The organism is Pseudomonas sp. CCI4.2 (assembly GCF_034350045.1).
In the GTDB taxonomy this organism is placed as follows: Bacteria; Pseudomonadota; Gammaproteobacteria; order Pseudomonadales; family Pseudomonadaceae; genus Aquipseudomonas.
Map to the genome: position 1 here is coordinate 5,203,344 of NZ_CP133781.1, position 26,737 is coordinate 5,230,080.

Here is a 26,737-nt window from a genome sequence, read left to right on the forward strand (position 1 = left end):
CATCGGATCACTTGGATTTGTTGTCCTTGGCGAATGCCGCTTCCAGTGCTTCGTTAATGGTGCGCAACACCTTGACCCGCGCCCAGTGCTTGTCGTTGGCTTCAACCAAGGTCCACGGGGCAATTTCGGTGCTGGTGCGGTCAACCATGTCATTCACTGCCGCGCGGTATTGCGGCCATTTTTTACGGTTGCGCCAATCGTCGTCGGTGATTTTGAAGCGTTTGAACGGAATTTTCTCCCGTGCTTCGAAGCGCTCCAGCTGGGTTTTTTCATCGATGGCCAACCAGAACTTCACCACCACGACGCCGGCCTCGGTCAATTGCTCTTCGAAGTCATTGATCTCGCTATAGGCACGCATCCAGTCCGCTGGGCTGCAGAATCCCTCGACCCGCTCAACCAGCACTCGGCCATACCAGGAACGGTCGAACACGGTGAATTTGCCCCGCGCCGGGACCTGCCGCCAAAAGCGCCACAAATAGGGCTGCGCACGTTCGTCTTCGGTGGGTGCAGCAATTGGGATAATCGCGTACTGACGTGGGTCCAACGCCGCTGCGACACGCCGAATAGCCCCGCCTTTACCCGCCGCGTCGTTGCCTTCAAACACCGCCACCAGCGCGTGTTTGCGCATACGTTTGTCACGCATGTTGCCCGAGAACCGCGCTTGCTCGGTGATCAGTTGCTCTTCGTAGTCGTCCTTGTCCAAGTGCAGAGTCATGTCGAGGCTGGTTAACAGGCTCAGCTCGTTGACGGTGGGCGCTTGCGGCTCCAAAGGCGTCGGCACCGACTTGGCTTTGCCATTGGCCAACGCGGCCTGCATGCCTTGGAGCAATAACCGTCCAGTGGTCAAGCTGCGGTAATGCGGGTCTAAGCCTTCGATCACGTACCAAGGCGCGTAATCTCGGCTGGACCGGCGCAGTACGCGCTCACCGTAACGCACGAACTTGTCGTAGGTTTTCGATTGCTGCCAATCCAGCGGGCTGATGCGCCAGCTGTGCAACGGGTCATCCTCAAGCGCCTTAAGCCGAGCTTTCATCTGTTTCTTGGACAGGTGAAACCAGAACTTGAAGATCAGCGCACCTTCATCGACCAGCATTTTTTCCAGACGCTCGGCGCTGTTGATCGCTTGATCAAGTTTGGCGTCCTTGAACGTACCGTGGACCCGGCCCTGAATCATCTGGCTGTACCAGTTGCCGAAAAAAATCCCCATGCGGCCTTTGGCTGGCAATTGCCGCCAATAACGCCAAGCCGGCGGATGGGCCAATTCCTCATCCGTCTGCTGATCGAATGTACGCACCTCGATCAACCGTGGGTCCATCCATTCGCTGAGCAGTTTGATTGTCTCGCCCTTGCCCGCGCCTTCAACGCCGTTGATCAACACGATCACCGGGAAACGCGCCTGCTGTTGAAGCTCGTACTGCACGTCAAGCAATGCTTCGCGCAGCGCGGGCACTTCGGCGTCGTAAGTTTCTTTGTCGATGGCGTGACCGATTTCGGCGGATTCGAACATGCACACATTCCTCTTTCAAGATCGCCCAAGACTAACGGATAGCGTGAATCAATGTCCGGTTAAGACAGCCAATCCTTGCGATGGGTCAACGGAAGGGCGATTTCATTCGCGACGCCCTCCCCATACCTTGGCCGCCACGGTGATTACGTTAATATGTCGCGCTTCTGAACTCTGTCGAGCCCGCCATGACCCTCACCCGCAACGCCCAGATCGAATGGGATGAACAGGGCAACCCCCACTCGCCGGCGTTTTCGGATGTCTATTTCTCGACGCAATCGGGCCTCAATGAAACCCGCCACGTCTTTCTAAAGCAGAACAACCTGGCGCAGCGCTTCACGGCGTTAACGGCAGGCGCGCGGTTGGTCATTGGTGAAACCGGCTTTGGTACAGGGCTGAATTTTCTGTGTGCCTGGCAGCTGTTTGCCCAGTGCGCCCCGGCCGAAGCTCGGTTGCATTTCGTCAGCGTTGAAAAGTTTCCGCTGACCCACAGCGACCTGCAACGCGCCCTCCGCTTGTGGCCGGAACTGACCGTCTTTGCCGATCAACTCCTGACGCAGTACGTGGCCGTGCATGAAGGCTTCCAGCAGTTTGTATTCGATGGCGGGCGAGTGACCCTGACCCTGTTGATCGGTGAGGTGCTGGAGATGCTGCCGCAACTGGACGGGCAGATCGACGCGTGGTTCCTCGACGGCTTCGCCCCGGCAAAAAACCCGGACATGTGGACCCCGGAACTGTTCGCCGAGCTGGCGCGACTGGCAGCCCCTGATTCAACCATCAGCACCTTTACCAGCACCGGTTGGGTGCGTCGGGCATTGAACGCCGCCGGGTTCAAGATGAAACGCACACCGGGGATCGGCCACAAGTGGGAAGTGCTGCGCGGGACATTTGTCGGCTGGCCGGACGATGCGATTAAACCGCTGGCGGCCAAGCCTTGGTTCGCCCGTCCTGCGCCCTTCACTGGCCCACGTAAAGCGCTGGTGATTGGCGCAGGCCTGGCAGGATGCGCGACCGCCGCCAGCCTCGCGGCACGCGGTTGGCAGGTGAGTTTGCTGGAGCGTCACAACGACGTCGCCCAGGAAGCCTCGGGCAATCCACAGGGCGTGCTGTATTTGAAATTGTCCGCCCATGGCACCGCGCTGTCGCAGCTGATCGTCAGTGGTTTCGGCCATACACGGCGGCTGTTGGAGCGCCTGCAACGCGGCCTCGACTGGGACGCTTGCGGCGTGTTGCAACTGGGGTTCAATGACAAGGAAGCCGAGCGTCAGGCACAGTTGGCCGAGGCATTCCCTGCCGACTTGTTGCAACTGCTGGACTTGCCGACGGCCCAGGCGAAAGCCGGTATCACCCTGGCCTGCGGCGGTTTGTTTTTCCCCGAAGGTGGCTGGGTCAACCCGCCATCGCTGTGCCGACTCCAAGCGTTGCACCCGAACATCCAATTGCTCACCCACCACGATGTGCTGGAACTGCGCCGTGATGGCGAACGTTGGCAAGCGTGGGCCGGCGAGCATATGCTGGAACAGGCACCGGTGGTGGTGTTGGCCGGGGCCGCTGAGGTCAAGCGCTTTCCAGCCAGCGCCGAGCTGCCGCTCAAACGCATTCGCGGACAAATCACCCGACTGACTGAAACCCCGGCCAGTGCGGCGCTGAGTACCGTGGTCTGCGCTGAAGGCTACATCGCACCGGGCCGCTCTGGCGAACACACGCTGGGCGCCAGTTTCAACTTCAAGAGCAATGACCTGACGCCCACCACCGCCGACCATTTGGACAACCTGCAACTGCTGCAAGAAATATCTGTCGACCTGGTGAAACGCCTCGGCGCCGATACCTTAGCCCCCGAGGACTTGCTCGGCTTCGCCGGTTTCCGCTGCACCAGCCCGGACTACTTGCCCATCGTCGGGCCGCTGGCGGACAAAGACGCGTTCGTCGAGGCCTACGCCGTGCTGGGCAAAGACGCCCGCCAAGTACCGGATACCCAATGCCCGTGGCTTGACGGTTTGTACGTCAACAGCGGCCATGGTTCTCGGGGATTGATCACCGCCCCCTTGTCCGGCGAACTGCTCGCCGCCTGGCTGGACAACGAACCGCTGCCACTGCCCCGCAGCGTCGCCGAAGCCTGTCACCCGAATCGTTTTGCGTTGCGAGGGTTGATACGGGGTAAGGCGTGAGGCGGTTGTTTTTGGCGCTGCGCGATTGACGCCTACAGATGGCCTCCCGCCCGCAGGTCGCCTGTGAATTGAATATCAAACGTCGGCAAGAGGCCCGTCGCAGGCAAGCCTGCTCCCACAGTACCGCAGACAAACATAGAGACTGTGGCTTGCCGACGAAAGCGGCGAATCAGACGCCACCAAGTCGCGTTTTCACCAAAATCAATGCCACTAAACCCCACACCAGCTATCCTCTCCCCACCCCAATTGCCCAGGCGAACCTCCATGCTGCAAGTGCAAGCCGTGTTCAAAAGTTACCCCACGCCACAAGGTCCATTGGCGGTGTTGCAGGGGGTGGATTTGAACCTTGAACACGGCAGCAGCCTCGCATTGATGGGCGAATCAGGCAGCGGTAAAAGCACCGTGTTGCACTTGGTCGCTGGGCTAGACAACGTTGATCGCGGCGTCATCCGTATCGGCGGCCATCGGCTGGACCAGATGAACGAAACCCAACTTGCCCACTGGCGACGCACCGAAATCGGCCTGGTATTTCAACAATTCAACCTGATCAGCAGCCTCAAGGTTGAAGACAACCTGGCCTTTCAAGCACGCCTGGCCGGTCGATTCGATCCGGTCTGGCAAGCGCAACTGATCGAGCGCCTGGGGCTCGGCGATTTACTCAAACGCTACCCGGAACAACTTTCGGGCGGGCAACAACAACGCGTCGCCCTGGGGCGCGCCCTCGCCTCGCGTCCCGGTTTATTGTTGGCCGATGAACCCACCGGCAACCTGGACGAAGCCACCAGCGATGAAGTCCTTCAGTTGCTCCTCGATTTGCTCCGGGACAGCCCCACCAGCCTCCTGATGGTGACCCATAGTCCGCGTATCGCCGCTCGCCTGGCGAACAAAGTGGTGCTGCATGCCGGGCGCTTGGCCGCTGCAGGCGAACGCTAACGTGCAGGTTTTTTATTGGACATTGCGTGCACTGCTGAGCCATTGGCGCAGGCACCCAGTGCAGTTTTTCAGCGTGCTCACCGGGCTATGGCTGGCGACCAGTTTGCTGACGGGGGTGCAAGCGCTGAACAGTCAGGCGCGGGAAAGTTATGCACGTGCCAGCCAATTGATCGGCGGCGAACCTCAGGCCAGCCTCAGCGCACCCAATGGCGCTACCTTTCCTCAAGCGCTGTTCATCAGCCTACGCCGTGCGGGTTGGCCGGTGTCACCGGTATTGCAGGCGCGGGTGACGCTCAAAGGTCATGAAGACCAACGCCTGCAATTGATGGGCATCGAGCCGCTGTCGCTGCCCGACGGTGCGGCGGTGGCGGGCAAAGACTTAGACATTGCGCAGATGGTCGGATTTTTCAGCGCGCCGGGCAGCACCTGGATCGCGCCGCAGACCTTACTGGCATTGGGTTTTCACGAAGGTGACACGCCGTTGACCGACAGCGGCCGCACCTTGCCACCGCTGCACAGTCAGACCGACATGGCGCCCGGTTTGTTGTTGGTGGACATCGGCTTCGCGCAACACCTGCTAGACGCGCCGCAACAGCTTTCCCGGCTTCTATTGCCCAAGGCATTCGCGGACAACAAACCGGTGTTACCGGCCAATCTGATGGGCCAGTTGATCCTTAAAACCAGTGGCGAAGAAAATAACCTGGAGCGCCTCACCGAAAGCTTTCACCTGAACCTCGATGCCTTGGGGTTCCTATCGTTCGTGGTGGGGTTGTTCATCGTCCACGCCGCCATCGGTTTGGCCCTTGAACAACGCCGGGGCCTGTTGCGAACCCTGCGGGCGTGCGGGGTCAGCGCCCGGTTGTTGATCATCAGCCTGGCTGTCGAACTGGGTTGCCTGGCCGTGCTCGGCGGGATTGCCGGGGTCATCAGCGGCTATGTGCTGGCCAGTGTCTTGTTGCCCGATGTCGCCGCCAGCCTGCGGGGCTTGTACGGCGCCGAAGTGGCGGGACAGTTGAGTTTGAGCCCGTGGTGGTGGGCCAGCGGAGTCGGTTTAAGCCTGCTCGGCGCGCTGCTGGCCGGGGCCAACAGTTTGTTGCGCGCCGCCCGCATGCCGTTGTTGGCGTTGGCCAATGCACAAGCCTGGCACCAGGCGCACAGCCGTTGGCTGCGTCGACAAGCCTGGGTCGCAGGGTTGGCGATGCTGGTGGCGTTGATTGCGTTACTTTTTGGCGACAGTTTGACCAGCGGTTTTGTACTGATGGGCACCTTATTGCTCGGCGCCGCGCTTGGGCTGCCGGTATTGCTCAACGCCCTGCTCAATCGGCTACTGGGGCGAAGCCGTTCGGTTCTCGGTCAATGGTTTCTCGCCGATTGCCGCCAACAGTTACCCGCCTTGAGCCTGGCGTTGATGGCGCTGTTGCTGGCGTTGGCGGCCAATATCGGCGCGGGCAGCATGACCTCTGGTTTCCGCCAGACCTTTACCAACTGGCTGGAGCAACGCCTGACCGCCGAGTTGTACCTCAACCCGCAAAACCCGGCCCAGGCACGGGACATGCAGACCTGGCTTAGCAGCCAACCGTCAGTCACTGCAGTGCTACCCAACTGGCAAGTTTCGATTCAGTTGCAGGGCTGGCCAGCAGACCTGTTCGGGGTCATCGACCACCCCACCTATCGTCAACACTGGCCGCTGCTGCAATCGGCAGCGGGCGATCCTTGGGATCAACTGGCTCAGGACGACACCGTGATGCTCAGCGAACAACTGGCGCGACGGTTGAAAGTCGAGGTCGGTGATCAACTGACGATTCCCACACCTCAAGGCCACTGGACGCCCCGCGTCGTCGCGATCTACGCCGACTACGGTAATCCCAAGGGCCATTTGCTGGTCAACGCTCAACACCTGCTGCGCTATTGGCCGCACCTGTCGCCCAACCGATTCAATCTGCGCATCGCCCCGGCCTCGGTGCCGGCGCTGGTGCATGACCTTCAGTCGCGGTTTGCGCTGGAAGACAATCGCATCGTCGACCAAAGCCAACTCAAGGGTTGGTCAACCCAAGTCTTTGAACGCACCTTCGCCGCCACTGCCGCGCTCAACAGCCTGACGTTGGGCGTGGCCGGCGTGGCGCTGTTTATTAGTTTGCTGACCCAAAGCCAAAGTCGTCTTGGCCAGCTTGCACCGCTGTGGGCGCTGGGCGTAACCCGACGTCAACTGATGCTGCTCAACCTCGGGCAAACCTGGCTGCTGGCGGTGCTGACACTGGTACTTGCACTGCCGCTGGGGTTGCTGTTGGCAGGGTGCCTGGACGCGGTGATCAATGTGCAAGCCTTTGGCTGGCGGCTGCCGTTGCAGATATTCCCCGCGCAACTGCTGCAACTGATGGCGTTGGCGTTGTTGGCCACGCTGCTGGCCTCGGCTTGGCCCCTGATCAAGTTGTATCGCAGCCGCCCAGCGGATTTGCTGAGGACCTTCGCCAATGAAGATTAACTGGCTGCTGCTGGCGATGAGCGTCCTGTTATTGAGCGCCTGCGATGACGACAAGGCACCGGCCACCGGTTTTGCCGGGCTGGGCAACGACGCGGCGGCGTTTGCTCAAGTGGTTCCTGGCAAAGTCTTCAGCTTTCCTGAGGACCACGGCCCGCATGATGGTTTCCGCATCGAGTGGTGGTACGTCACCGCCAACCTCAAGGATGACCAAGGCCACGATTTCGGCGTGCAATGGACGCTGTTTCGCAGTGCGCTAAAAGCCGGGCCTGAACAACAAGGCTGGGGCGATCAAACCCTCTGGATGGGCCACGCCGCCGTCACCTCGGCCACTCAGCATTTCGCCGCCGAGCGCTACGCCCGAGGCGGGGTTGGGCAAGCCGGGGTCAGCGGCGCGCCATTCAAGGCATGGATCGACGATTGGACATTCGACAGCCAATCGACCGGCGACAACCCGCTGACCGACATGCAACTGCACGCTCGAGGGCCGTCGTTCAGCTATCAATTGCACCTCACTTCGACCCAGCCCCTGGTCCTGCAAGGGGCGCAGGGATTTAGTCAAAAATCCGAACAAGGCCAAGCATCGTATTACTACAGCCAGCCGTTTTTTCAGGCGTCGGGCAGCCTCGACATCGACGGTAAAACCTACCACGTCAGCGGTCCCGCCTGGCTCGATCGGGAATGGAGCAGCCAACCATTGACTGCCAATCAAACCGGCTGGGACTGGTTTTCCGTGCACCTGGAAAGCGGCGCGCAAATAATGCTGTACCGCATGCGCCAGAAGAGCGGCGAGCCGTACGTGACTGGCACCTGGATCGACGCCGACGGCAAGACCCAATTGCTAAACGGCTCGCAGATCCAACTCACCCCGATGTCCACCAGCGACATCGCAGACCATGAAATGCCCACCCGCTGGTCAGTCAAAATCCCCGGCAAACAGCTGGATATCGTCACCGCCGCGCTAAACCCAAAAGCCTGGATGGACCTGCGAATTCCCTACTGGGAAGGCCCGGTAACCGTAACCGGCAATCAAAAAGGCATCGGATACCTGGAGATGACAGGGTATTGAGTCACCACCCCCTGTAGGAGGGTCCGCCACGTCTTCGACGCCGCGCTGTCTCGCAGCAAACTGGGCGGTACTTTGTATGGCTTGAGGTTGCAGTGTGTCAGGTCGGAAGCCTTCCCGAATAAATTCGGTCCCACAGATTCTGGCGCTGCACAGATTTCTGTAGGAGCTGTCGAAGGCTGCGATAGGTCCGAAGAATCACCAGTGAATTGAATATCAAATTACGGAAAGAGGCCCCGTGAAACCATGCGGCCGAACGCAGGCGTTGCGCAGGGGGTGACGAGGCAAGAATGCCGAGTAAGCCGTGCGCGGCCAGGGATGGCCGCTCACGGCGACCCCCGGAGCGACGCCGGAGCGAGGGAAGACCGAGCCTAAGCGAGGTTCCGCATGGTGGGGCAAGCGTTTTGGGTTACCTTTTTGGCGTTTGAAAAAGGTGACTCGCTGTAAAAGCGAAACCCTACTTTCAGCAACCACAAATGCCGGATATACACACAAAACACAGCGCCAACCCACTGTTTTAAAAGATAAAAAAGCAGTTTGATAAGAGCCAACTTGTTGGCGAGGCGTCTGACGGTTGTGTCAGGAATAGCGCATCGCGAACAAGTTCGCTCCTACAGTTATAAAACTGTCTTATTCCCGATCGATCTAAAACATTCGCAAACCTCACGGGTCAGTTTCTGGTGTAGGCGACGCATCGTCTGCCCTCCCCAACGGACACCCGGTAAGGACTTTATGTGCGGATTAGCAGGTGAGCTACGCTTCGACCATCAACCCGCAGACCTCGCTGCGGTTGAGCGGATTACCCATCAACTGGCCCCACGCGGCCCGGACGCCTGGGGCTTTCATTGTCAGGGGCCGGTTGCCCTCGGTCATCGTCGGCTAAAAATCATGGACCTGACGCACGCCTCCGGGCAGCCCATGGTTGACCATTCTCTTGGCCTGTCGTTGGCGTTTAACGGAGCCATTTATAACTTTCCGGAATTACGCACCGAACTGGAAATCCTCGGTTATACCTTTTACTCCGGTGGCGACACCGAAGTGCTCCTTAAGGGCTACCACGCCTGGGGCGCCGATTTACTGCCCAAGCTCAACGGCATGTTCGCGTTCGCCATCTGGGAGCGGGACACAGAAGAATTGTTCATCGCCCGCGACCGTTTGGGCGTCAAACCGCTTTATTTGTCCCGGACCGACAAACGTTTACGTTTTGCTTCGACCCTGCCGGCGCTGCTCAAAGGCGGAGATATTAGCCCGTTGCTGGACCCGGTCGCGCTGAACCACTATTTGAATTTTCACGCCGTCGTGCCCTCACCGCGCACGCTGTTGGCCGGCGTTGAAAAACTCCCGCCCGCCACGTGGATGCGCATCGATGCTCGCGGGAAATCGGAGCAGAAAGTCTGGTGGCGCCTGCCCTACGGACCACACCCCGATGAAGCCAATCTGAACTTGAATGATTGGCGCGACCGGGTACTGGACAGCACCCGAGAAGCGGTGGCGATTCGGCAACGGGCGGCGGTGGACGTGGGCGTTCTGCTGTCGGGCGGTGTCGACTCAAGCTTATTGGTCGGTCTGCTGCGTGAAGTGGGCGTGGAGAATCTGTCTACGTTCTCTATTGGCTTTCAGGACGCGGGCGGCGAACGCGGTGATGAGTTTCAATATTCAGACTTGATCGCCCAGCACTACGGCACTCAACACCACCAACTGCGAATCAACGAAGACGAAATCATCGAGCAACTGCCGGCGGCGTTCCGTGCCATGAGCGAGCCGATGGTCAGTCACGATTGCATCGCCTTTTACTTGCTGTCGCGGGAAGTCGCCAAGCACTGCAAGGTGGTGCAAAGCGGGCAAGGCGCTGACGAACTGTTTGCCGGTTACCACTGGTACCCACAAGTGGACGGCGCCAGTGATCCGTATGCGGCCTACCGTGCCGCGTTTTTTGACCGCACTTACGACGAATACGCCGCCACCGTACAACCCAAATGGCTGACCGCGAACGATGCTGCGGGCGACTTTGTGCGCGAACATTTTGCCCAGTCGGGGGCCGATGCGGCGGTGGATAAAGCGTTGCGGCTGGACAGTACGGTGATGCTGGTCGATGACCCGGTGAAGCGCGTCGACAACATGACCATGGCCTGGGGCCTGGAAGCGCGCACGCCGTTTCTGGATTACCGTCTGGTCGAGCTGTCTGCCAGGGTGCCGGGTAAATTCAAACTGCCCGACGGCGGCAAGCAGGTGTTGAAAGAGGCCGCTCGGTTGGTCATTCCAGCCGAAGTCATCGACCGTAAAAAGGGTTACTTCCCGGTCCCTGGCCTTAAGCATTTGCAAGGTGACACACTGAAGTGGGTGCGTGAACTGCTACTCGACCCGAGCCAGGATCGTGGTCTGTTCAGGCCCGAGATGCTCGACAGTCTGCTGACTGATCCTGACGGTCAACTGACCCCACTGCGCGGCTCCAAGCTATGGCAGCTCGCGGCGCTGAACCTATGGCTCAGCGAGCAAGGACTTTGACCCATGAAACATAACGCTTCCGTGTTTGGCCAACGGCTGTTGCGCGGTCAATCGCCGTCTTATGAACGCCTGCAGGCACAACTTGCCGAAGACGGCAGCAACCTCGGCACCGAACCGCTCGCGCTGCATTGCGGCTGGGGTCGGTTGCTGATTGGCCACACCTACCGCGATCCGGCCGCGCTGGCCCAAGAACTGCTCAACGAAAAGCCTGGCGAGCGCGACATTGCGCTGTACGTCGCCGCACCCCAGCAAGTCTTGGCGCAGGCGCCGCAACACCTGTTTCTCGACCCGTCCGACACCTTGCGGCTGTGTTTCACCGATTATCGCCCGGCGCAAAAAGTGTTTCGGGGTTATCGAATTCGACGGGCACAAAACGAGGCCGATTGGCAGTCGATCAACACCTTGTACCTGACGCGCGGGATGCTGCCCATCGATCCTGCGCTGCTCACCCCGCGCCACCAGGGCGGGCCGGTGTACTGGTTGGCGGAGGATGAAAGTACTAACGCAGTGATTGGCAGCATCATGGGCCTTAACCACCAAAAAGCCTTCAACGACCCCGAGAACGGCAGCAGTTTGTGGTGCCTGGCGGTTGATCCGCAGTGCACGCGGCCTGGGGTGGGTGAAGTATTGGTGCGGCACTTGATCGAGCACTTCATGAGCCGGGGGTTGAGTTACCTCGACCTCTCGGTGTTGCACGACAATCAACAGGCGAAAAAGCTCTACGCCAAGCTCGGTTTTCGTAACCTGCCAACCTTTGCCATCAAGCGAAAAAATGGCATCAACGAACGTTTGTTTCTCGGTCCTGGCCCGCAGGCAAACTTCAATCCGTATGCCCGAATCATTGTCGAAGAGGCGCATAAACGCGGCATCGACGTGCAGGTCGATGATGCCGACGCTGGTTTGTTCACCCTTAGCCATGGCGGGCGTCGGGTGCGCTGCCGGGAGTCATTAAGCGACCTGACCACCGCAGTGAGCATGACCTTATGCCAAGACAAAAGCCTGACCCATCGCGCGCTCAAGGCTGCGGGCTTACGTTTACCGGCGCAACAGTTGGCCGGTGAAACCGACAACAATCTGGCTTTTCTTGAAGCGCACAAACACATCGTGGTCAAGCCGCTGGACGGTGAGCAAGGCCATGGCGTTGCGGTGGATTTACACACGATAGAAGAGGTGGAGGCGGCTATCGAACGCGCTCAGTCCTTCGATACCCGGGTGCTGCTTGAGAGTTACCACCAAGGGCTGGACCTACGCGTAGTGGTGATCGGATTTGAGGTAGTCGCTGCTGCGATCCGCCGCCCGGCTGAAGTGGTGGGTGATGGAAGCCACAGCATTGGCGAATTGATCGACGCCCAAAGTCGGCGTCGTTCCGCGGCCACGGGCGGCGAAAGCAAGATCCCGCTGGACGAAGAAACCGAGCGCACGTTGCACGACGCCGGGTACGACTACGCCAGCGTGTTGCCGGCCAATGAACGTCTGGCGGTCCGGCGCACCGCCAACCTGCACACTGGCGGCTGCCTTGAAGATGTCACCGGGATTCTGCACCCGGTGCTGGCCGATGCGTCGATACGGGCTGCCAGGGCCTTGGACATTCCGGTGGTAGGCCTGGACCTGATGGTGCCCGCCGCCGACCAACCGGAGTATGTATTCATCGAAGCCAACGAGCGTGTAGGACTCGCCAACCACGAACCCCAACCCACCGCCGAGCGGTTTGTAGACCTGTTGTTCCCCCACAGTTTGCCCGCGCACAGCTGACGTTCAAGACCACAAATATCTGGCCAATTTTGCCGCGTCAACGTCGTCTCGTATTAGGAGCCACCACATGACACCTGCAAACATCCCCGAACCGGATCTGACGTACCTGCAGAAAGTCCTGCTGGAAATGCTCGCGATTCCCAGCCCCACCGGATTCACCGACACCATCGTGCGTTACATCGCCGAGCGCCTGGAAGACCTCGGTATTCCGTTCGAACTGACCCGGCGTGGGACCATTCGCGCCACCTTGAAGGGCAAGCAAAACAGCCCGGACCGCGCCGTCTCTGCGCACTTGGACACTATTGGCGCAACGGTGCGGGCGGTGCAGGAAAATGGACGTCTTTCGCTGGCGGCGATTGGCTGCTGGTCCAGTCGTTTTGCCGAAGGCAGCCGCGTCAGCGTGTTCACCGACACCGGGGTTATACGCGGCAGCGTCCTGCCGTTGATGGCTTCTGGTCACGCGTTCAACACCGCCGTGGATGAAATGCCTATTAGCTGGGACCACGTCGAATTACGCCTGGACGCTTACAGTGCAACCCGCGCCGACTGCGAGTCGCTGGGTGTCAACATTGGCGATTTTGTGGCCTTTGACCCGCTGCCAGAGTTCACCGAAAGCGGCCACATCAGCGCTCGTCATCTGGATGACAAGGCCGGCGTCGCGGCACTGCTTACTGCGTTGAAGGCCATCGTCGACAGCGGCGCCGAACCCCTTATCGATTGCCATCCGTTGTTCACCATCACCGAAGAAATCGGCACCGGCGCAGCGGGCGTGCTGCCGTGGGACGTCAGTGAATTCGTCGGTATCGACATCGCCCCGGTCGCGCCCGGTCAACACTCCAATGAACACGCGGTCAGCGTGGCCATGCAGGATTCTGGCGGCCCGTACGATTACCATTTGTCCCGGCACCTGCTGCAACTGGGGCTCGAAAACGAACTGCCAATTCGTCGGGACGTGTTCCGCTATTACTTCAGCGACGCCCATTCAGCGGTCACGGCCGGGCATGACATTCGCACCGCGCTGCTCGCTTTTGGCTGCGATGCGACCCACGGTTATGAACGCACGCACATCGACAGCCTCAACGCATTGAGCCGGTTGTTAGCTGCGTACATCCTCAGCCCACCGGTGTTTGCCAGCGACGCGCAACCGGCGAAAAGTTCTCTGGAGCGCTTTAGCCATCAGATCGAACACGATGCGCAGATGGAATCTGATACCCGCGTGCCGGCGGTGGAAAGCCTGGTTGGGCAGAGGACTGATGAGACCTAACCCGTAGGGCGGCGCGAAACTGGGCGCCGTCTTGACTGAAAGGTCCTCACCCGCTGTAGCCTGTCGGTACCAAGCGCGTTAGCATCGCCGGGAATTCATGTGAGAACGCCATGCTGATCCCCTACGACCAACTTGAAGCCGACACCCTTACTCGCTTGATCGAGGACTTCGTCACCCGTGACGGCACCGACAACGGCGATGAAACGCCGCTGGAAACTCGGGTACTTCGGGTGCGCCACGCCCTTGGCAAAGGCCAGGCGGTAATTGTGTTCGAGCCGGAAAGCGAGCAGTGCCAGTTGATGCTTAAGCGCGACGTACCCAAAGAATGGCTCGACTGAGGTTATGGGGTGGGTGGCAGTGATGATTTCTCCGCTGCCAGCCGTCGGGAGATGCGGTAATGCACCTCCATACGATTGACCTTCACTTCTTTGGGCGCAGTGATTCCTAGACGAACCTGATTACCGTTCACGGCCAGAATCTGCACGGTGATGTTGTTGCCGATGATGAAGGTCTCACCAACTTCTCGCGTCAATACAAGCATTTTGCCTGCCCTCTTTTTGTTACAAAGAGAGCAGATTGCCCTGCCCGATTGCCCCCTTCAATCCGTCAGAAGCAAATCAGTAACGCCCTTCGGCAGCGCCAGACCGTTCCTACGGAATTGCCCTATTTTGAGGTAAAGGTATGGGAAAAGTCCGCATGTGCTGCCGGGTTTGGTCGCCTACGATTGTGAGAATCGCGGACCGAACAGGATGATGCCGGCGCCGATTACACACAGCGCCGCGCCCAGCCAATCGGACGTGAGAGGCCGAATGCGCTCTATCAACCCCAGCCAGCCAATCGACGCAACGATATAGATTCCGCCATAAGCAGCGTAGGCCCGACCGGCATACGTCGCCTCGACCCGGGTCAGCAGCAAGGCAAATAGCGTCAAGCTGACCAGCGCCGGAATAACCCACAAAACACTTTTGCCAAGCCGCAGCCACATCCAGAACGCATAGCAGCCGGCGATCTCGAACAGCGCGGCGAGGAAAAACCAAAGGTAATTGAGCACGGCGAGAACTCGCAGGAATGAGTGGCGGTAACCCTAGCGAGATGGGCACGGCAGAGCAAGGAATGCGCGATTTCGTATGCACTGTGCAGCCTGTGCAGGACCTATATCGGGAAGGCAACGGCGAGGAGCTTCAGAAAAACCGCGTCGTTTGCTTCCCGAATAAATTCGGTCCCACCGTTTTCTCGGGCAATGCACACTTTTGTAGGAGTCGCCGAAGGCTGTAATGAATGTTCGGTGCCTACTCTTCCAGACCTGCCGAAGACCCCTGTGTGAGTTGGCTGCCAACGAAGGCATCATTGCAGGCTACCTGGGTTTCAAGTCGACATCCGAAACGCGATGACGGGCCTCTTCCAGGCAAGCCTACTCCTACGGGATGTGCAGCGGCGTGGGTCCTTAAGCGCCGCTTTACAACTTCGCGCGCATTTTGTCTGACATCGAAGCCATTTCGTTGTACATCAACTGTGGGTTTTTCTGCTTCAGCTGCCACGCCATGCGCCCTTGTTCGTGGGGCAGGATCATGAACTCGCCTTTGGCTACTTGTTCGAAGATGTAGTCCGCAATATCGCTGGCACTGATCGGTGAGCTTTCCAGCAGTTTGCCCACTTGGGTTTTCATCGCGGGGGTCGGGCCACGGAACGAGTCAAGTAAATTGGTCTGGAAAAACGACGGGCATACCACGTGGACACTCACGTCCTGATGCCGCAACTCGATCAGCAGGCTTTCCGACAACGCCACGACTCCGGCCTTGGCTACGTTGTAGTTGCTCATGGCCGGACCTTGCATCAACGCTGCCATAGACGCGATGTTGATGATTTTGCCTTTGCTCAACTCCAGCAGCGGCAAGAACGCCTTACAGCCCTTGACCACGCCCATCAGGTTGATTGCAATCTGCCAATCCCAATCTTCCAGCGACAGCTCCGCAAAGAACCCGCCAGACGCCACACCGGCGTTGTTGACGATGACGTCAATGCCGCCAAACTTCTCTTCACAGGCTTGAGCAAAGGCGGTCAATTGGCTGTAATCGCGCACGTCACAGCGCTGAACAAACCCATCACCACCCGCCTCGCGCACTAATTTCAGGGTTTCTTGCAGGCCGGGCTCGCTGACATCCGACAACGCCAATTGCCAGCCTTCGCGGGCCCAGCGCAACGCGATTTCACGGCCCAGACCCGACCCGGCGCCAGTGATCATCATGCGATTTTGCATAGGGAACTGCCTTGTTATTCTGGGGAAGTTGAGCCGCAGTGTAGCGAAGGTTATCGCCGCCGCGCCCTACCATCAGAATGCTGAATGCCAAGGGCAAACCCACGGGTTATAAGGCTTTGCGCCGAGACAGGCAGGCGCTTAACAGCCCGACATAAACCGCTGCATTGATCACCACCACGACCGCGCCCAGCCATAACTGAGTCTGCGGCGTGAGCCCTACCGGGTAGATCAGTGGAATCAGGTAATGCTCAATGAAGTCGCCGTTATAGCCCTGCTCACCGGCCCGTAACCGCAACGCATTTTCCAGAGGGGTCAGCGGGCAATACAGGTGAAAGAATTCAACAACCGCGCCCCACACTACCGCCGGAAGGTGTAATGCCATCAACCAGCGCCAGCGAATAGTCAGCACCCCACCGATCACCACAAAGGCAATGAACAAAAGGTGCAGAACCACTACCGCGTCTGCCGCCAGACGATAAAGCATATTTCACCCTCTTCTAACGTTTTTACTTCAGGTGCTACGAACTTTTATAAAACGACGACAGTCGGAATAGTCACGCAGTACATGCTTTACGCATTAAGCGTCCAGCGTGCGACCTGTAGAAGCCATCCATAAAGAAAAGAAGGAACTCATCATGGGCATCGGCACTATTCTTATCATCATCCTGATCCTCCTGCTAGTTGGCGGCCTGCCTGTATTCCCACACTCCAGAAGCTGGGGATATGGGCCATCGGGCATCATCGGTACGGTTCTGGTCATCCTATTGATATTGGTCTTGCTCGGCAGGATCTAAGCTTGCGGAGTCAGAACCAGGATGAATTGAAAGCACAAAAAAAGCAGCCCTAGGGCTGCTTTTTTCGTAGCGGCTTTAATGCGTGTTAGTGAGCCACCGCACCGGTTGCACCCAGGCCAGTCTGCGAGCGCACAAACTGTGGGAGGAACAAGGCACGTTCGCCCTCTGCTGCTTTCGATTTATCAGTAATCGAGAAGAACCAGATACCGATGAAGGCCACGGCGATGGAGAACAGCGCCGGGTATTCGTACGGGAAGATCGGTGTAGCGTGGTGCAGGATCTGCACCCAGATGGTTGGGCCGAGGATCATCAGGCCAACCGCTGTTATCAAGCCCATCCAGCCGCCGATCATGGCGCCACGGGTGGTCAGGTTTTTCCAGTACATGGAGAGCAGCAGTACCGGGAAGTTACAGCTTGCCGCGATGGAGAATGCCAGGCCAACCATGAACGCGATGTTCTGGTTTTCGAAGAGAATGCCCAGGCCGATCGCTACGACTGCCAACACCAGCGTAGTGATCTTGGAAACCCGAATCTCATCCTTTTCGTTCGCCTTGCCTTCTTTGATCACGCTGGCATACAGGTCATGGGACACCGCCGACGCACCGGCCAGGGTCAGACCCGCAACCACTGCCAGGATAGTGGCGAATGCCACTGCCGAGATGAAGCCCAGGAACAAGCTGCCACCGACCGCATCGGCCAAGTGGATCGCGGCCATGTTGTTACCACCCAACAGAGCGCCTGCAGCGTCCTTGAAGACTGGGTTGGTGCTAACCAGCAGGATCGCGCCGAAGCCGATGATGAAGGTCAGGATGTAGAAGTAACCGATGAAGCCTGTTGCGTAGAGCACCGATTTACGCGCTTCTTTAGCGTCGCTCACGGTGAAGAAGCGCATCAGCACATGTGGCAGGCCAGCGGTACCGAACATCAATGCCAAGCCCAGCGAGAACGCCGAGACTGGATCTTTCACCAGTCCACCTGGGCTCATGATCGCGTCACCTTTAGGGTGAACTTTGACCGCCTCGGAGAACAGGGTGTTGAAGTCGAAGTTGACGTGTTTCATGACCATGATCGCCATGAACGTTGCGCCAGACAGCAGCAGCACGGCCTTGATGATCTGTACCCACGTGGTGGCCAACATACCGCCGAAGAGTACGTACATGCACATCAGAATACCGACCAGGATCACCGCTACGTAGTAGTCGAGACCGAACAGCAGCTGGATCAGCTTGCCAGCGCCAACCATCTGCGCGATCAAGTAGAACGCCACGACCACCAGCGAACCGCAGGCGGACAGGGTGCGGATTTCTTTTTGCTTGAGGCGATAGGACGCCACATCAGCAAAGGTGTATTTGCCCAGGTTACGCAGGCGTTCGGCGATCAGGAACAGAATGATCGGCCAACCCACCAGGAAGCCGATCGAGTAGATCAAGCCGTCATAGCCGGAGGTGTACACCAACGCGGAAATACCCAGGAAGGACGCCGCCGACATGTAGTCGCCAGCAATCGCCAGGCCGTTTTGCAAACCGGTGATTTTGCCGCCCGCTGAGTAGTAATCCGCTGCCGACTTAGTGCGCTTGGACGCCCAGTAAGTAATGCAAAGGGTGATACCCACGAACAGGACGAACATAACGATCGCCGATACGTTTAAGGGTTGTTTTTGCACAGGTCCGGAGATGGCCTCGGCCGCCCACAGGCTCGGTGCGAATACTGCCAGGCCAAGGGCCGCTAGTAGACGCCGGATCATTGCTGAGCCTCCTTTAGAATTGCTTTGTTCAGGTCGTCAAATTCACCGTTGGCACGGTAAATATAGATCCCGGTCAGGATGAACGCTGAAAGTATCAGGCCCACTCCGATGGGAATTCCCCAGGTGATCGATGAGCCAGGGCTTATTTTTGCCCCGAGTACATGCGGTCCATAAGCAATCAGAAAGATGAAGGCGGCGTATAGCCCAAGCATGATCGCCGAGAGTATCCAGGCGAAACGTTCTCTTTTCGAAACCAGCTCTTTGAAAAGCGGACTTTTTTGAATCGAGAGGTAAATGCTGTCATTCATTATTTTTATCCTCAGCACAGATGAGATGTAACGCATTGCACTTTGAATGTGCTCTAGCCCGCACTCCAGACGACTTTAGTAGTAGAAAGGCAGTTGTCGTGAACGTCGTCAGCGCCTGTACTTAGCGTAGTGTCTGGGAAGATAAGCGAAGGGGATTGACGCGAGGAATTTCAGAATGAAAGCAAAAGGCCACCTGACGATAACGTCAGATGGCCTTGAAAGGTGCTAACTAGACACGTTGCAGTCGATTACTTGGTCCACGCAGCAACACGGTCTGGGTGCTTGGCAACCCAGTCCTTGGCAGCTTGTTCAGGCTTGGCGCCGTCTTGAATAGCGAGCATGACTTCTCCAATTTCATCTTTGGAAGCCCATTGGAATTTTTTCAGGAAAGCGACCACTTCAGGTGCTTTCTTCTCAAGGCCCAGGCTACCGATGCTGTCAACCGTCTCGGCGGCGCCATAAACGCCCTTTGGATCTTCCAGGAACTTCAACTTCCACTTGGCGAACATCCAATGCGGAACCCAACCGGTTACGGCGATGGATTCATGCTTGTTTTCCGCACGGGTCAGCTCGGAAATCATCGCGGCGCCAGAGCTGGCCTGTAGTTTGTAGCCGGTCAGGTCATAGTCTTTGATTGCTTGATCGGTTTTGAGCATCACGCCTGAACCGGCGTCGATCCCGACGATTTTATTTTTGAAGCTGGTGTCTGTTTTCAAGTCGGCAATGCTGTTGGCGGTCACGTAATCAGGCACGATCAGGCCAATTTTTGCATCCTTGAAGTTAGGACCGTAGTCGACCACCAAGTCTTTGTTCTTGGTCCAGTATTCGCCGTGGGTCACGGGCAGCCAAGCGGAGAGCATGGCGTCAAGCTTACCGGTCGCAACACCTTGCCACATGATCCCGGTCGCAACAGCCTGGAGTTTGACAGGGTAACCGAGCTTCTGCTCGATCACTTGGGCGGCTACGTTAGTGGTTGCAACGCTGTCAGACCAGCCGTCAACATAACCGATCGACAGTTCGGGTTTTGCGTCTGCAAGGGCCAGCGTGGAACTGATCGCCAGTGCCAGAGCAGCACCTGCGCCAAGGATTAGTCGCATCTTCATCGTTACTTCCCCAAAATGCTGCACCCGACGAGTGTCGGGCATCTTTAACGTTTTTTTAAGGGACCGCTGTTCATGCCCGGTTTTGGAGCGCTGCCGCCCCTTCACGCTTCACCCGTTCACCGCTCGCGAGAGTAGCAGTGTGCTGGCGCCCTGATAATCAACCTGCGATGGGAACCTTCCTGCTCTGTCAGCGACCTCAAGACAGCGAGAAACGACATCACGATGCTACTAACGACAAACCGACGCAAATAAATGACCGGGTCCGCTCGAACCTTGCATGTCTTTTCCCATTGACCCTCTTTCGTCAATTGCCTAGGTCTCGCCAGCCCCAGGATAAATACAGGTACCATGCCGGCCTTCGCCCCATTTCGGCCCGATCATGCCTGCCATTTCACGTTTTCCCGTTGCACCTTATCTATTCGCCTGCGTCCTCGCCGTGATTGCCCTGTGTGTCTTTTGGTATGGCCTGGGCAAGCCGGTAATCCTGCCAGACGCCGCCACTCCTACGCATAAATTGCAGTGCGCGTCTTACACCCCGTTTGATAAAGACCAATCGCCTTTCGATCAGCCGTTCACGCCGCGCCCGGAGCGGATGGACGCCGACCTTGCGCTGCTGGCCAAAGACTTCCAATGCGTTCGTACCTACTCAATGACGGGCCTCGAAGACATCCCCGCGTTGGCACGTAAACATGGCCTGAAGCTGATGATCGGCGCTTGGGTCAACGCCAATCCAGTGGACACGGCGAAGGAGATCAACGCCTTGATCGCTTCGGCCAATGCCAACCCGGATGTGGTGACGTCGGTGATCGTGGGTAACGAAGTGTTGCTGCGTAAGGAAGTGACCGGGGCGCAACTGGTCAAACTTATCCTTGAGGTCAAAAGCAAGATCAAGCAGCCGGTGACCTACGCCGACGTTTGGGCCCTCTGGCTGCAATACCCCGAAGTGGCGCCGGTGGTGGATTTCGTGACCATCCACCTGCTGCCTTACTGGGACGATAACCCCAGCGGCATCGATGATGCGCTAAAGAACGTGGCGCAGATCCGTGAGACCTTCGCTAAACACTACGCGCCCAAAGACATCATGATTGGTGAAACCGGCTGGCCCAGCGAAGGCCGCCAACGTGAAGCCGCCGTGCCAAGCCGGGTTAACGAAGCGCGCTTTATTCGCGGCTTCGTCGCGATGGCTGAACAGATGGGCTGGCATTACAACTTGATCGAAGCCTTCGACCAACCCTGGAAGCGGGCGTCTGAAGGCGCAGTCGGTGGTTATTGGGGTTTGTTCGATGCGGATCGCCAGGAAAAAGGCGTGCTCGACGGTCCGGTGTCGAACCTGGCGTACTGGCCGTTCTGGCTGTCGGTCAGCGGCCTATTGTTCGTCTTGACCCTGGCGCTGGCCGGACGTGTATCGACCACCCGCTCGGCGCTGGTCTTGCCATTATTGGCGGCGCTGGGTGCCTGCTCTATCGGCACCTGGGGTGAATTGGCGCGGGTCACCTCACGCTTCACTGGCGAGTGGGTCTGGGCGGCGGCATTGGTCGGCCTGAACCTGGTGGTACTGGCCCACGCGGCGTTGGCGCTGTCGGCAAAAGACGGATGGCGCGCACGGGCGTTTATGTGGTTCCAAACCCGGGCCGGTTGGTGGGTAGCCGCCACCGGTTTCGTCGCCGCCGTCACGATGCTGGGACTGGTGTTCGACGCCCGTTACCGCAGCTTTCCAACGCCAGCGTTGTTACTTCCGGCGATGTTCTACTTGTTCCGGCCGGTGGCGGTGCCGCGCAGAGAAATCGCCTTGCTGACCTTTATCGTCGGTGCCGGTATCGCCCCGCAGTTATATCAGGAAGGGTTACTCAGCCAGCAAGCCTGGGGCTGGGCGCTGGTTAGCCTGCTCACCACTGCCGCACTCTGGCGCTGCCTAGGTGTGCGTAACCGCTGAGTGTGAAAATTGTGTTACCGGCCCCACAACGGCCGGTGCTTAAGCGGGTAACACGGAAACAAAATCTGATTTTGTTCGTTGGCTCTTTTGATCTGAATTTTTCAAGCTTTTGATTTATAAGGAATTTATAAAGTTGGCACGGGTTCTGCTATCTTTACTGCATAACAAAAACAAGAAACGCAGCAGCACCCAATAAAAACAATACGTATCGGCTCTGACATAACAAGAACAACACGGACAGAGGCGTAGCTAACAGATTTTTTTGGAGTGGAAATGCTTTATTGGGATTTCGATCCCACAACCGGGCAGAGAACAATAAAACTACCGTCAGGTAGCTCCCGAACTGGTTGGATCACGCAAGTGATGAAAGCAGGACAGCGCTCAAAAAAATACGTTTGCTCTTGATCCTGAATGGGGATCACACGAACAGCAGTAAGGGATTGGTCGCCAAAAACAATAACAGGCCGCCCTAGAATAATAAAAATAGAGCACGCAATACGATTAGAGGGGAGCCCAGGCTCCCCTCAGTGCTGTCTGGGGTTTGAGAATTTTTGCGGGCGCTGCCGATGGCAGCGATCAGATATTCAGTGCCTACCGGTCCGTGCCTGCCGAAGCTTCTGTGGGAGATGGCGTGCCAACGAAAGCGTCATTGCAGGCAACCCAGGTTTCAGGTCGACATCAGCGGCGCGATGACGGGCCTCTTCGCAGGCAAGCCTGCTCCCACCGGTTTCTCGGGCGATGCTCCTACCGAGGATTGGTTCGACCGGCCCGAACCAACCGCAGCCCCGCAATCACCACCCCGAATACCGCAAGGCCGGCACTGTAGAGCACCAGCGCTGGAATGCCACACAGCATCGCCAGCACCGCCAACGCCCAGCCCGCACGACCCGGCACGCAGAACGCGATGATCGAAATAATCAGCGTCGCCCAGCCCATGGTGCCAAAGTGGATCATCAGCCCGATACTGGACCGCGCCTGGCACTGCCAATCCAACGCCTCATTGGCGCAAATACCCACCCAGCGCGCATCTTCCATCAACGAAAAACGCACGCCATAGCTAGCGGCAAACCACAGTGGCAGAACAATAAGCAGCACAATCAGCGGCAAACGGCGGGACATGCAGTACTCCAGAAAACCAACGAACGAACGCCAAACGGCGCCCAGCATAATCGCCCAACGCCGGTATGCAAGACACTGAATCAAGTTTAAGACCACGCGTACTGTTTATCGCACGGGGGGACCGTGTATCGTCGCGACTTATTTATTGGGCGTTTCCTTGCAAGTGCGGCACTTTGGCACTACACCCGTGGTCATAGCCTGCGTATCTCATCCTGCACTTTCCTAAGGAAACTCTGAAAAAGGTTTTCAAATCTGGTGAAATGTCCCCCATCACATGAGCCGAGCGGTTGCCCCCCATGAAGCAAATTTCTTTCGCCGATGCCGAGTACGCCGGTAAACGTAAGCGAACCCGCCGTGAGATTTTCCTGAGCGAGATGGACAAGGTCGTCCCCTGGAAGGGGTTGATCGCTTTGATCGAGCCGCATTATCCAAAAGGCGAAGGGGGCCGCCCGGCGTATCCCTTGATGGCCATGTTGCGTGTGCACCTGATGCAGAACTGGTTCGGCTATAGCGATCCAGCAATGGAAGAGTCTCTTTATGAGACCACGATTCTGCGCCAGTTCGCGGGGTTGAATCTGGAACGCATTCCCGACGAAACCACGATTCTCAACTTCCGTCGCCTGCTGGAGAAAAACCATCTTGCCGGGGGAATCCTGGAGGTCATTAATGGCTACCTGGGAGACCGAGGTTTGATGCTTCGTCAGGGCACAATTGTTGATGCCACGATCATTCATGCGCCGACGTCGACCAAGAATAAAGAGGGTAAACGCGACCCCGAAATGCATCAGACCAAGAAAGGTAATCAATATTTTTTCGGGATGAAAGCGCACATCGGAGTAGACGCTGATACGGGTCTGACGCACAGCGTGGTGGGCACGGCAGCCAATGTCGCGGACGTCACTCAAGTCGATCAGTTGCTGCACGGCGAAGAGACCCATCTCTGTGGCGACGCGGGCTACACCGGCGTAGAAAAGCGGCTTGAACATGAGGGGCGCGAGATGATCTGGTCGATCTCCGCCAGGCCCAGCAGCCGCCGCAAACATGGAGAAAAAAGCGTCATTGGCCGTGCGTTGCGCAAGATTGAATACGCCAAATCGCAAACTCGGGCCAAGGTTGAGCACCCGTTTCGGGTGATCAAGCGCCAGTTTGGTTACACCAAGGTGCGGTTTCGCGGGTTGGTAAAGAACACGGCGCAGTTGGTGACACTGTTTGCACTGTCGAATCTGTGGATGGCGCGCCGACATTTGATGGAGCCTATAGGACAGGTGCGTCCGCAGTATGGAAATTAAGGGTTAATAAGTGCTTAAAACCGGCTTATTCATCAATAAAAGCCGATATTTTCGAAATTTCAGTGAAGTACTTTCTTTCGGAGCGCTTGACGCCCGATTTGCCAGAAAAAGAAGGTCTTATTTCAGACCTTCCCTAAGGGATTTCGTCATGCCCCGTTATCAGCGCTTCGCTGCCTTTATAGGTGGCCTCGTTTTAAGTGCGTCTGCCTTGGCGGTCGATATCGACCCTGCCACCTATGGCTACCCTTTGACGAACCCGTTTGAAGCGACAATCGCCTCAACCCCACTGGACCTGCAGCCGAAACTTCCGGCCGATGCAGACATCAATCAGTCGGACTACACGCTCAACCTGCGTCCTGAGCGTGAATTCACCCTGCCGGATAACTTCTGGGCAGTAAAAAAATTGCGTTACCGCTTGGCGAAACAAAACCACCCTGCCCCCCTGATTTTTTTGATCGCGGGCACGGGCGCGCCTTACACCAGCACCATCAACGAATTCCTGAAGAAGCTGTATTACGGCGCTGGCTATAACGTCGTGCAGTTGTCGTCGCCAACCAGTTACGACTTTATGAGCGCCGCCTCACGATTCGCGACCCCAGGGGTAACCGCAGATGACGCCGAGGACCTGTACCGGGTCATGCAAGCGGTCCGCGCGCAACAGTCGGACTTGCAGGTCACCGATTACTACCTGACCGGTTACAGCCTGGGCGCGCTGGACGCGGCGTTCGTCAGCCACTTGGATGAAACCCGTCACAGCTTCAACTTCAAGCGCGTGCTGCTGCTCAACCCGCCCGTGAACCTTTACACCTCGATCAGCAACCTCGACAAACTGGTGCAGACCGAAGTCAAAGGCATCAACAACAGCACCACGTTCTATGAACTGGTACTGGGCAAGCTGACCCGTTACTTCAAACAGAAAGGCTACATCGACCTTAACGACGCGTTGCTGTTCGACTTCCAGCAATCCAAGCAGCATTTGACCAATGAACAGATGGCAATGCTGATCGGCACCTCGTTTCGCTTCTCGGCAGCCGACATCGCCTTCACCTCTGACCTGATCAACCGTCGCGGGCTGATTACGCCGCCCAAGTACCCGATCACCGAAGGCACCAGCCTGACGCCGTTTCTCAAGCGTGCGCTGCAATGTGATTTCGACTGCTACCTGACCAACCAGGTGATCCCAATGTGGCGCGCTCGGACCGACGGCGGCAGCTTGTTGCAACTGGTGAATCAAGTGAGCCTCTATGCCCTCAAGGATTACCTGCACAACAGCCCGAAAATAGCGGTCATGTCCAATGCTGACGACTTGATTCTGGGTGCTGGCGACCTCGGTTTCTTGCGCAAGACCTTCGGCGACCGTTTGACCCTTTACCCGTACGGCGGCCATTGCGGCAACCTTAATTACCGCGTCAACAGCGACGCCATGCTGGAGTTCTTCCGTGGCTAAACGTCTTTTGTTAATCGCTGCCCTGCTCTGCGCAGGCGTTGCTCATGCGGCAGATGTCACTCCGGCCGCGCACCCTGCGACGGTTGCCAGAGCTTCTGACCCGGACGGTTTTACCGAGCCGTTGAAATCACTCAAGTTCAACCCTGGTTTGGACCAGCGCGAGTTTGAGCGCGCCACCTTAAACGCACTCAACGTGTACGACCCCATCGAGTCGTGGAACCGTCGGGTTTACCACTTCAATTATCGCTTTGATGAGTGGGTGTTCCTGCCGGTGGTGAATGGCTATAAATACGTCACCCCAAGCTTCTTACGCACCGGCGTGAGCAATTTCTTCGGCAACTTGGGTGACATTTCCAACTTGCTGAACAGCCTGTTCCAATTCAAGGGCAAGCGCTCGCTGCAAACCACCGGACGCCTGCTGCTCAACACCACCCTCGGGGTTGCCGGGCTGTGGGACCCTGCCACGTCGATGGGCCTGCCCCGCCAAAGCGAAGACTTCGGTCAGACTTTGGGCTTCTATGGCGTCCCGGATGGCCCGTACCTGGTACTGCCACTGCTAGGCCCATCGAACTTGCGTGACACCGGTGGCCTGGTGTTTGACTTCACCGCCGAATCGCAGATCAACTTCCTGAACGTGTCACAGGTCAGTGAAAACCACCCGGAAATCTACCTACTGCGCGCCATCGACAAGCGCTACATCACCACCTTCCGTTACGGATCGCTGAACTCGCCGTTCGAATACGAGAAAGTGCGTTATGTGTACACCGAAGCGCGCAAGTTGCAGATAGCTGAGTAACAGCCTGTGGATAACTTCTTCGCACCCTTTCTGTAGGCGCCTACTTGTTGGCGAGGGCAGCACTGCGGTATCCCAGAGGTACCGCATCGTTTGCATGATCGCCAACACGTTGGCTCCTACAGAGACTGCATCCCAATGCAGAATCGCATGCCAACCGTACAGGCTGCGTGGGGCCGAATTCTTTTATCAGCTTCTTCGCGAACAAGTTCGCTCCCACCGAGATTGAGGTGGGCTCATACCAATCGCAGCCTTCGGCAGCTCCTACAGAAATGTGTG

At 57.7% G+C, this 26,737-nt stretch carries 22 protein-coding genes; 13 read left to right on the forward strand and 9 right to left on the reverse strand.

Annotation, left to right across the window (positions count from 1 at the left end):
- Window positions 1-7: 7 nt before the first annotated feature.
- Window positions 8-1,507, reverse strand: a complete 1,500-nt coding sequence (pap, locus tag RHM65_RS23650; RefSeq protein ID WP_322168263.1) for a polyphosphate:AMP phosphotransferase — start codon at window positions 1,505-1,507, stop codon at window positions 8-10.
- Window positions 1,508-1,692: 185 nt separating this feature from the next.
- On the opposite strand from pap, the gene mnmC reads away from it, so the two are divergent.
- The 8 genes from mnmC to RHM65_RS23690 all read left to right on the forward strand — a co-directional run bounded on the left by mnmC (window position 1,693) and on the right by RHM65_RS23690 (window position 14,009).
- The gene (gene mnmC / locus RHM65_RS23655; RefSeq protein ID WP_322168262.1) at window positions 1,693-3,672 is read left to right on the forward strand and encodes a bifunctional tRNA (5-methylaminomethyl-2-thiouridine)(34)-methyltransferase MnmD/FAD-dependent 5-carboxymethylaminomethyl-2-thiouridine(34) oxidoreductase MnmC; all 1,980 of its coding nucleotides are present in this window, start codon (window positions 1,693-1,695) and stop codon (window positions 3,670-3,672) included.
- 264 nt (window positions 3,673-3,936) lie between these two features.
- Entirely contained in the window at window positions 3,937-4,605 is a 669-nt protein-coding gene (locus RHM65_RS23660) for an ABC transporter ATP-binding protein (protein WP_322168261.1), read from the forward strand.
- Between the two features lies 1 nt (window position 4,606).
- Window positions 4,607-7,087, forward strand: a complete 2,481-nt coding sequence (locus RHM65_RS23665) for an ABC transporter permease (RefSeq protein ID WP_322170811.1) — start codon at window positions 4,607-4,609, stop codon at window positions 7,085-7,087.
- Window positions 7,077-8,153, forward strand: coding sequence for a lipocalin-like domain-containing protein (locus RHM65_RS23670; protein WP_322168260.1), 1,077 nt, complete (start codon window positions 7,077-7,079; stop codon window positions 8,151-8,153). Before RHM65_RS23665 ends, RHM65_RS23670 begins: the two co-directional genes overlap by 11 nt.
- A gap of 729 nt (window positions 8,154-8,882) precedes the next feature.
- Window positions 8,883-10,655: an N-acetylglutaminylglutamine amidotransferase gene (locus RHM65_RS23675; protein ID WP_322184109.1), complete on the forward strand. Its 1,773-nt coding sequence runs from the start codon at window positions 8,883-8,885 to the stop codon at window positions 10,653-10,655.
- A gap of 3 nt (window positions 10,656-10,658) precedes the next feature.
- Window positions 10,659-12,407, forward strand: coding sequence for an N-acetylglutaminylglutamine synthetase (gene ngg, locus RHM65_RS23680; protein WP_322168258.1), 1,749 nt, complete (start codon window positions 10,659-10,661; stop codon window positions 12,405-12,407).
- A gap of 67 nt (window positions 12,408-12,474) precedes the next feature.
- Window positions 12,475-13,671 (forward strand): osmoprotectant NAGGN system M42 family peptidase, encoded by a 1,197-nt coding sequence (locus RHM65_RS23685; RefSeq protein WP_322168257.1) that lies wholly within the window; start codon window positions 12,475-12,477, stop codon window positions 13,669-13,671.
- A gap of 110 nt (window positions 13,672-13,781) precedes the next feature.
- A complete protein-coding gene (locus RHM65_RS23690) occupies window positions 13,782-14,009 on the forward strand; it encodes a YheU family protein (protein ID WP_297844929.1) in 228 nt (75 codons plus the stop codon).
- A 2-nt stretch (window positions 14,010-14,011) separates the two neighbouring features.
- Here the strand turns inward: RHM65_RS23690 and csrA are convergent, their stop codons facing one another.
- From csrA to RHM65_RS23710, 4 genes are all read right to left on the reverse strand, one after another.
- Window positions 14,012-14,212: a carbon storage regulator CsrA gene (gene csrA / locus RHM65_RS23695; RefSeq protein WP_322168256.1), complete on the reverse strand. Its 201-nt coding sequence runs from the start codon at window positions 14,210-14,212 to the stop codon at window positions 14,012-14,014.
- 177 nt (window positions 14,213-14,389) lie between these two features.
- The gene (locus RHM65_RS23700) at window positions 14,390-14,722 is read right to left on the reverse strand and encodes a YnfA family protein (protein ID WP_322168255.1); all 333 of its coding nucleotides are present in this window, start codon (window positions 14,720-14,722) and stop codon (window positions 14,390-14,392) included.
- 405 nt (window positions 14,723-15,127) lie between these two features.
- Complete coding sequence (locus tag RHM65_RS23705; RefSeq protein ID WP_322168254.1) at window positions 15,128-15,928, reverse strand: SDR family oxidoreductase; 801 nt, start codon at window positions 15,926-15,928, stop codon at window positions 15,128-15,130.
- A 106-nt stretch (window positions 15,929-16,034) separates the two neighbouring features.
- Complete coding sequence (locus RHM65_RS23710) at window positions 16,035-16,412, reverse strand: DUF2784 domain-containing protein (protein ID WP_322168253.1); 378 nt, start codon at window positions 16,410-16,412, stop codon at window positions 16,035-16,037.
- A gap of 151 nt (window positions 16,413-16,563) precedes the next feature.
- Here RHM65_RS23710 and RHM65_RS23715 point away from each other — a divergent pair, with 151 nt between their 5' ends.
- Window positions 16,564-16,722: a DUF3309 family protein gene (locus RHM65_RS23715; protein ID WP_322168252.1), complete on the forward strand. Its 159-nt coding sequence runs from the start codon at window positions 16,564-16,566 to the stop codon at window positions 16,720-16,722.
- 85 nt (window positions 16,723-16,807) lie between these two features.
- On the opposite strand, the gene RHM65_RS23720 is transcribed toward RHM65_RS23715, so the two are convergent.
- From RHM65_RS23720 to RHM65_RS23730, 3 genes are all read right to left on the reverse strand, one after another.
- Window positions 16,808-18,466 (reverse strand): cation acetate symporter, encoded by a 1,659-nt coding sequence (locus RHM65_RS23720; RefSeq protein WP_322168251.1) that lies wholly within the window; start codon window positions 18,464-18,466, stop codon window positions 16,808-16,810.
- Window positions 18,463-18,774: a DUF485 domain-containing protein gene (locus RHM65_RS23725; RefSeq protein ID WP_322168250.1), complete on the reverse strand. Its 312-nt coding sequence runs from the start codon at window positions 18,772-18,774 to the stop codon at window positions 18,463-18,465. The genes RHM65_RS23720 and RHM65_RS23725 overlap by 4 nt, the downstream gene beginning before the upstream one ends.
- A gap of 248 nt (window positions 18,775-19,022) precedes the next feature.
- A complete protein-coding gene (locus RHM65_RS23730; RefSeq protein WP_322168249.1) occupies window positions 19,023-19,877 on the reverse strand; it encodes a glycine betaine ABC transporter substrate-binding protein in 855 nt (284 codons plus the stop codon).
- 379 nt (window positions 19,878-20,256) lie between these two features.
- Here RHM65_RS23730 and RHM65_RS23735 point away from each other — a divergent pair, with 379 nt between their 5' ends.
- Window positions 20,257-21,810 (forward strand): glycosyl hydrolase family 17 protein, encoded by a 1,554-nt coding sequence (locus RHM65_RS23735; RefSeq protein ID WP_322168248.1) that lies wholly within the window; start codon window positions 20,257-20,259, stop codon window positions 21,808-21,810.
- Window positions 21,811-22,554: 744 nt separating this feature from the next.
- Here RHM65_RS23735 and RHM65_RS23740 read toward each other — a convergent pair.
- Window positions 22,555-22,929, reverse strand: coding sequence for a hypothetical protein (locus RHM65_RS23740; RefSeq protein WP_322168247.1), 375 nt, complete (start codon window positions 22,927-22,929; stop codon window positions 22,555-22,557).
- A gap of 296 nt (window positions 22,930-23,225) precedes the next feature.
- Here RHM65_RS23740 and RHM65_RS23745 point away from each other — a divergent pair, with 296 nt between their 5' ends.
- The 3 genes from RHM65_RS23745 (at window position 23,226) to RHM65_RS23755 (ending at window position 26,461) form a co-directional block, all read left to right on the forward strand.
- Window positions 23,226-24,218, forward strand: a complete 993-nt coding sequence (locus RHM65_RS23745) for an IS5 family transposase (RefSeq protein WP_322165339.1) — start codon at window positions 23,226-23,228, stop codon at window positions 24,216-24,218.
- 148 nt (window positions 24,219-24,366) lie between these two features.
- On the forward strand, window positions 24,367-25,665 hold the full coding sequence (locus tag RHM65_RS23750; protein WP_322168246.1) for a serine/threonine protein kinase: 1,299 nt from the start codon (window positions 24,367-24,369) through the stop codon (window positions 25,663-25,665).
- On the forward strand, window positions 25,658-26,461 hold the full coding sequence (locus RHM65_RS23755) for a VacJ family lipoprotein (RefSeq protein WP_322168245.1): 804 nt from the start codon (window positions 25,658-25,660) through the stop codon (window positions 26,459-26,461). The genes RHM65_RS23750 and RHM65_RS23755 overlap by 8 nt, the downstream gene beginning before the upstream one ends.
- The last annotated feature ends 276 nt before the right edge of the window (window positions 26,462-26,737 follow it).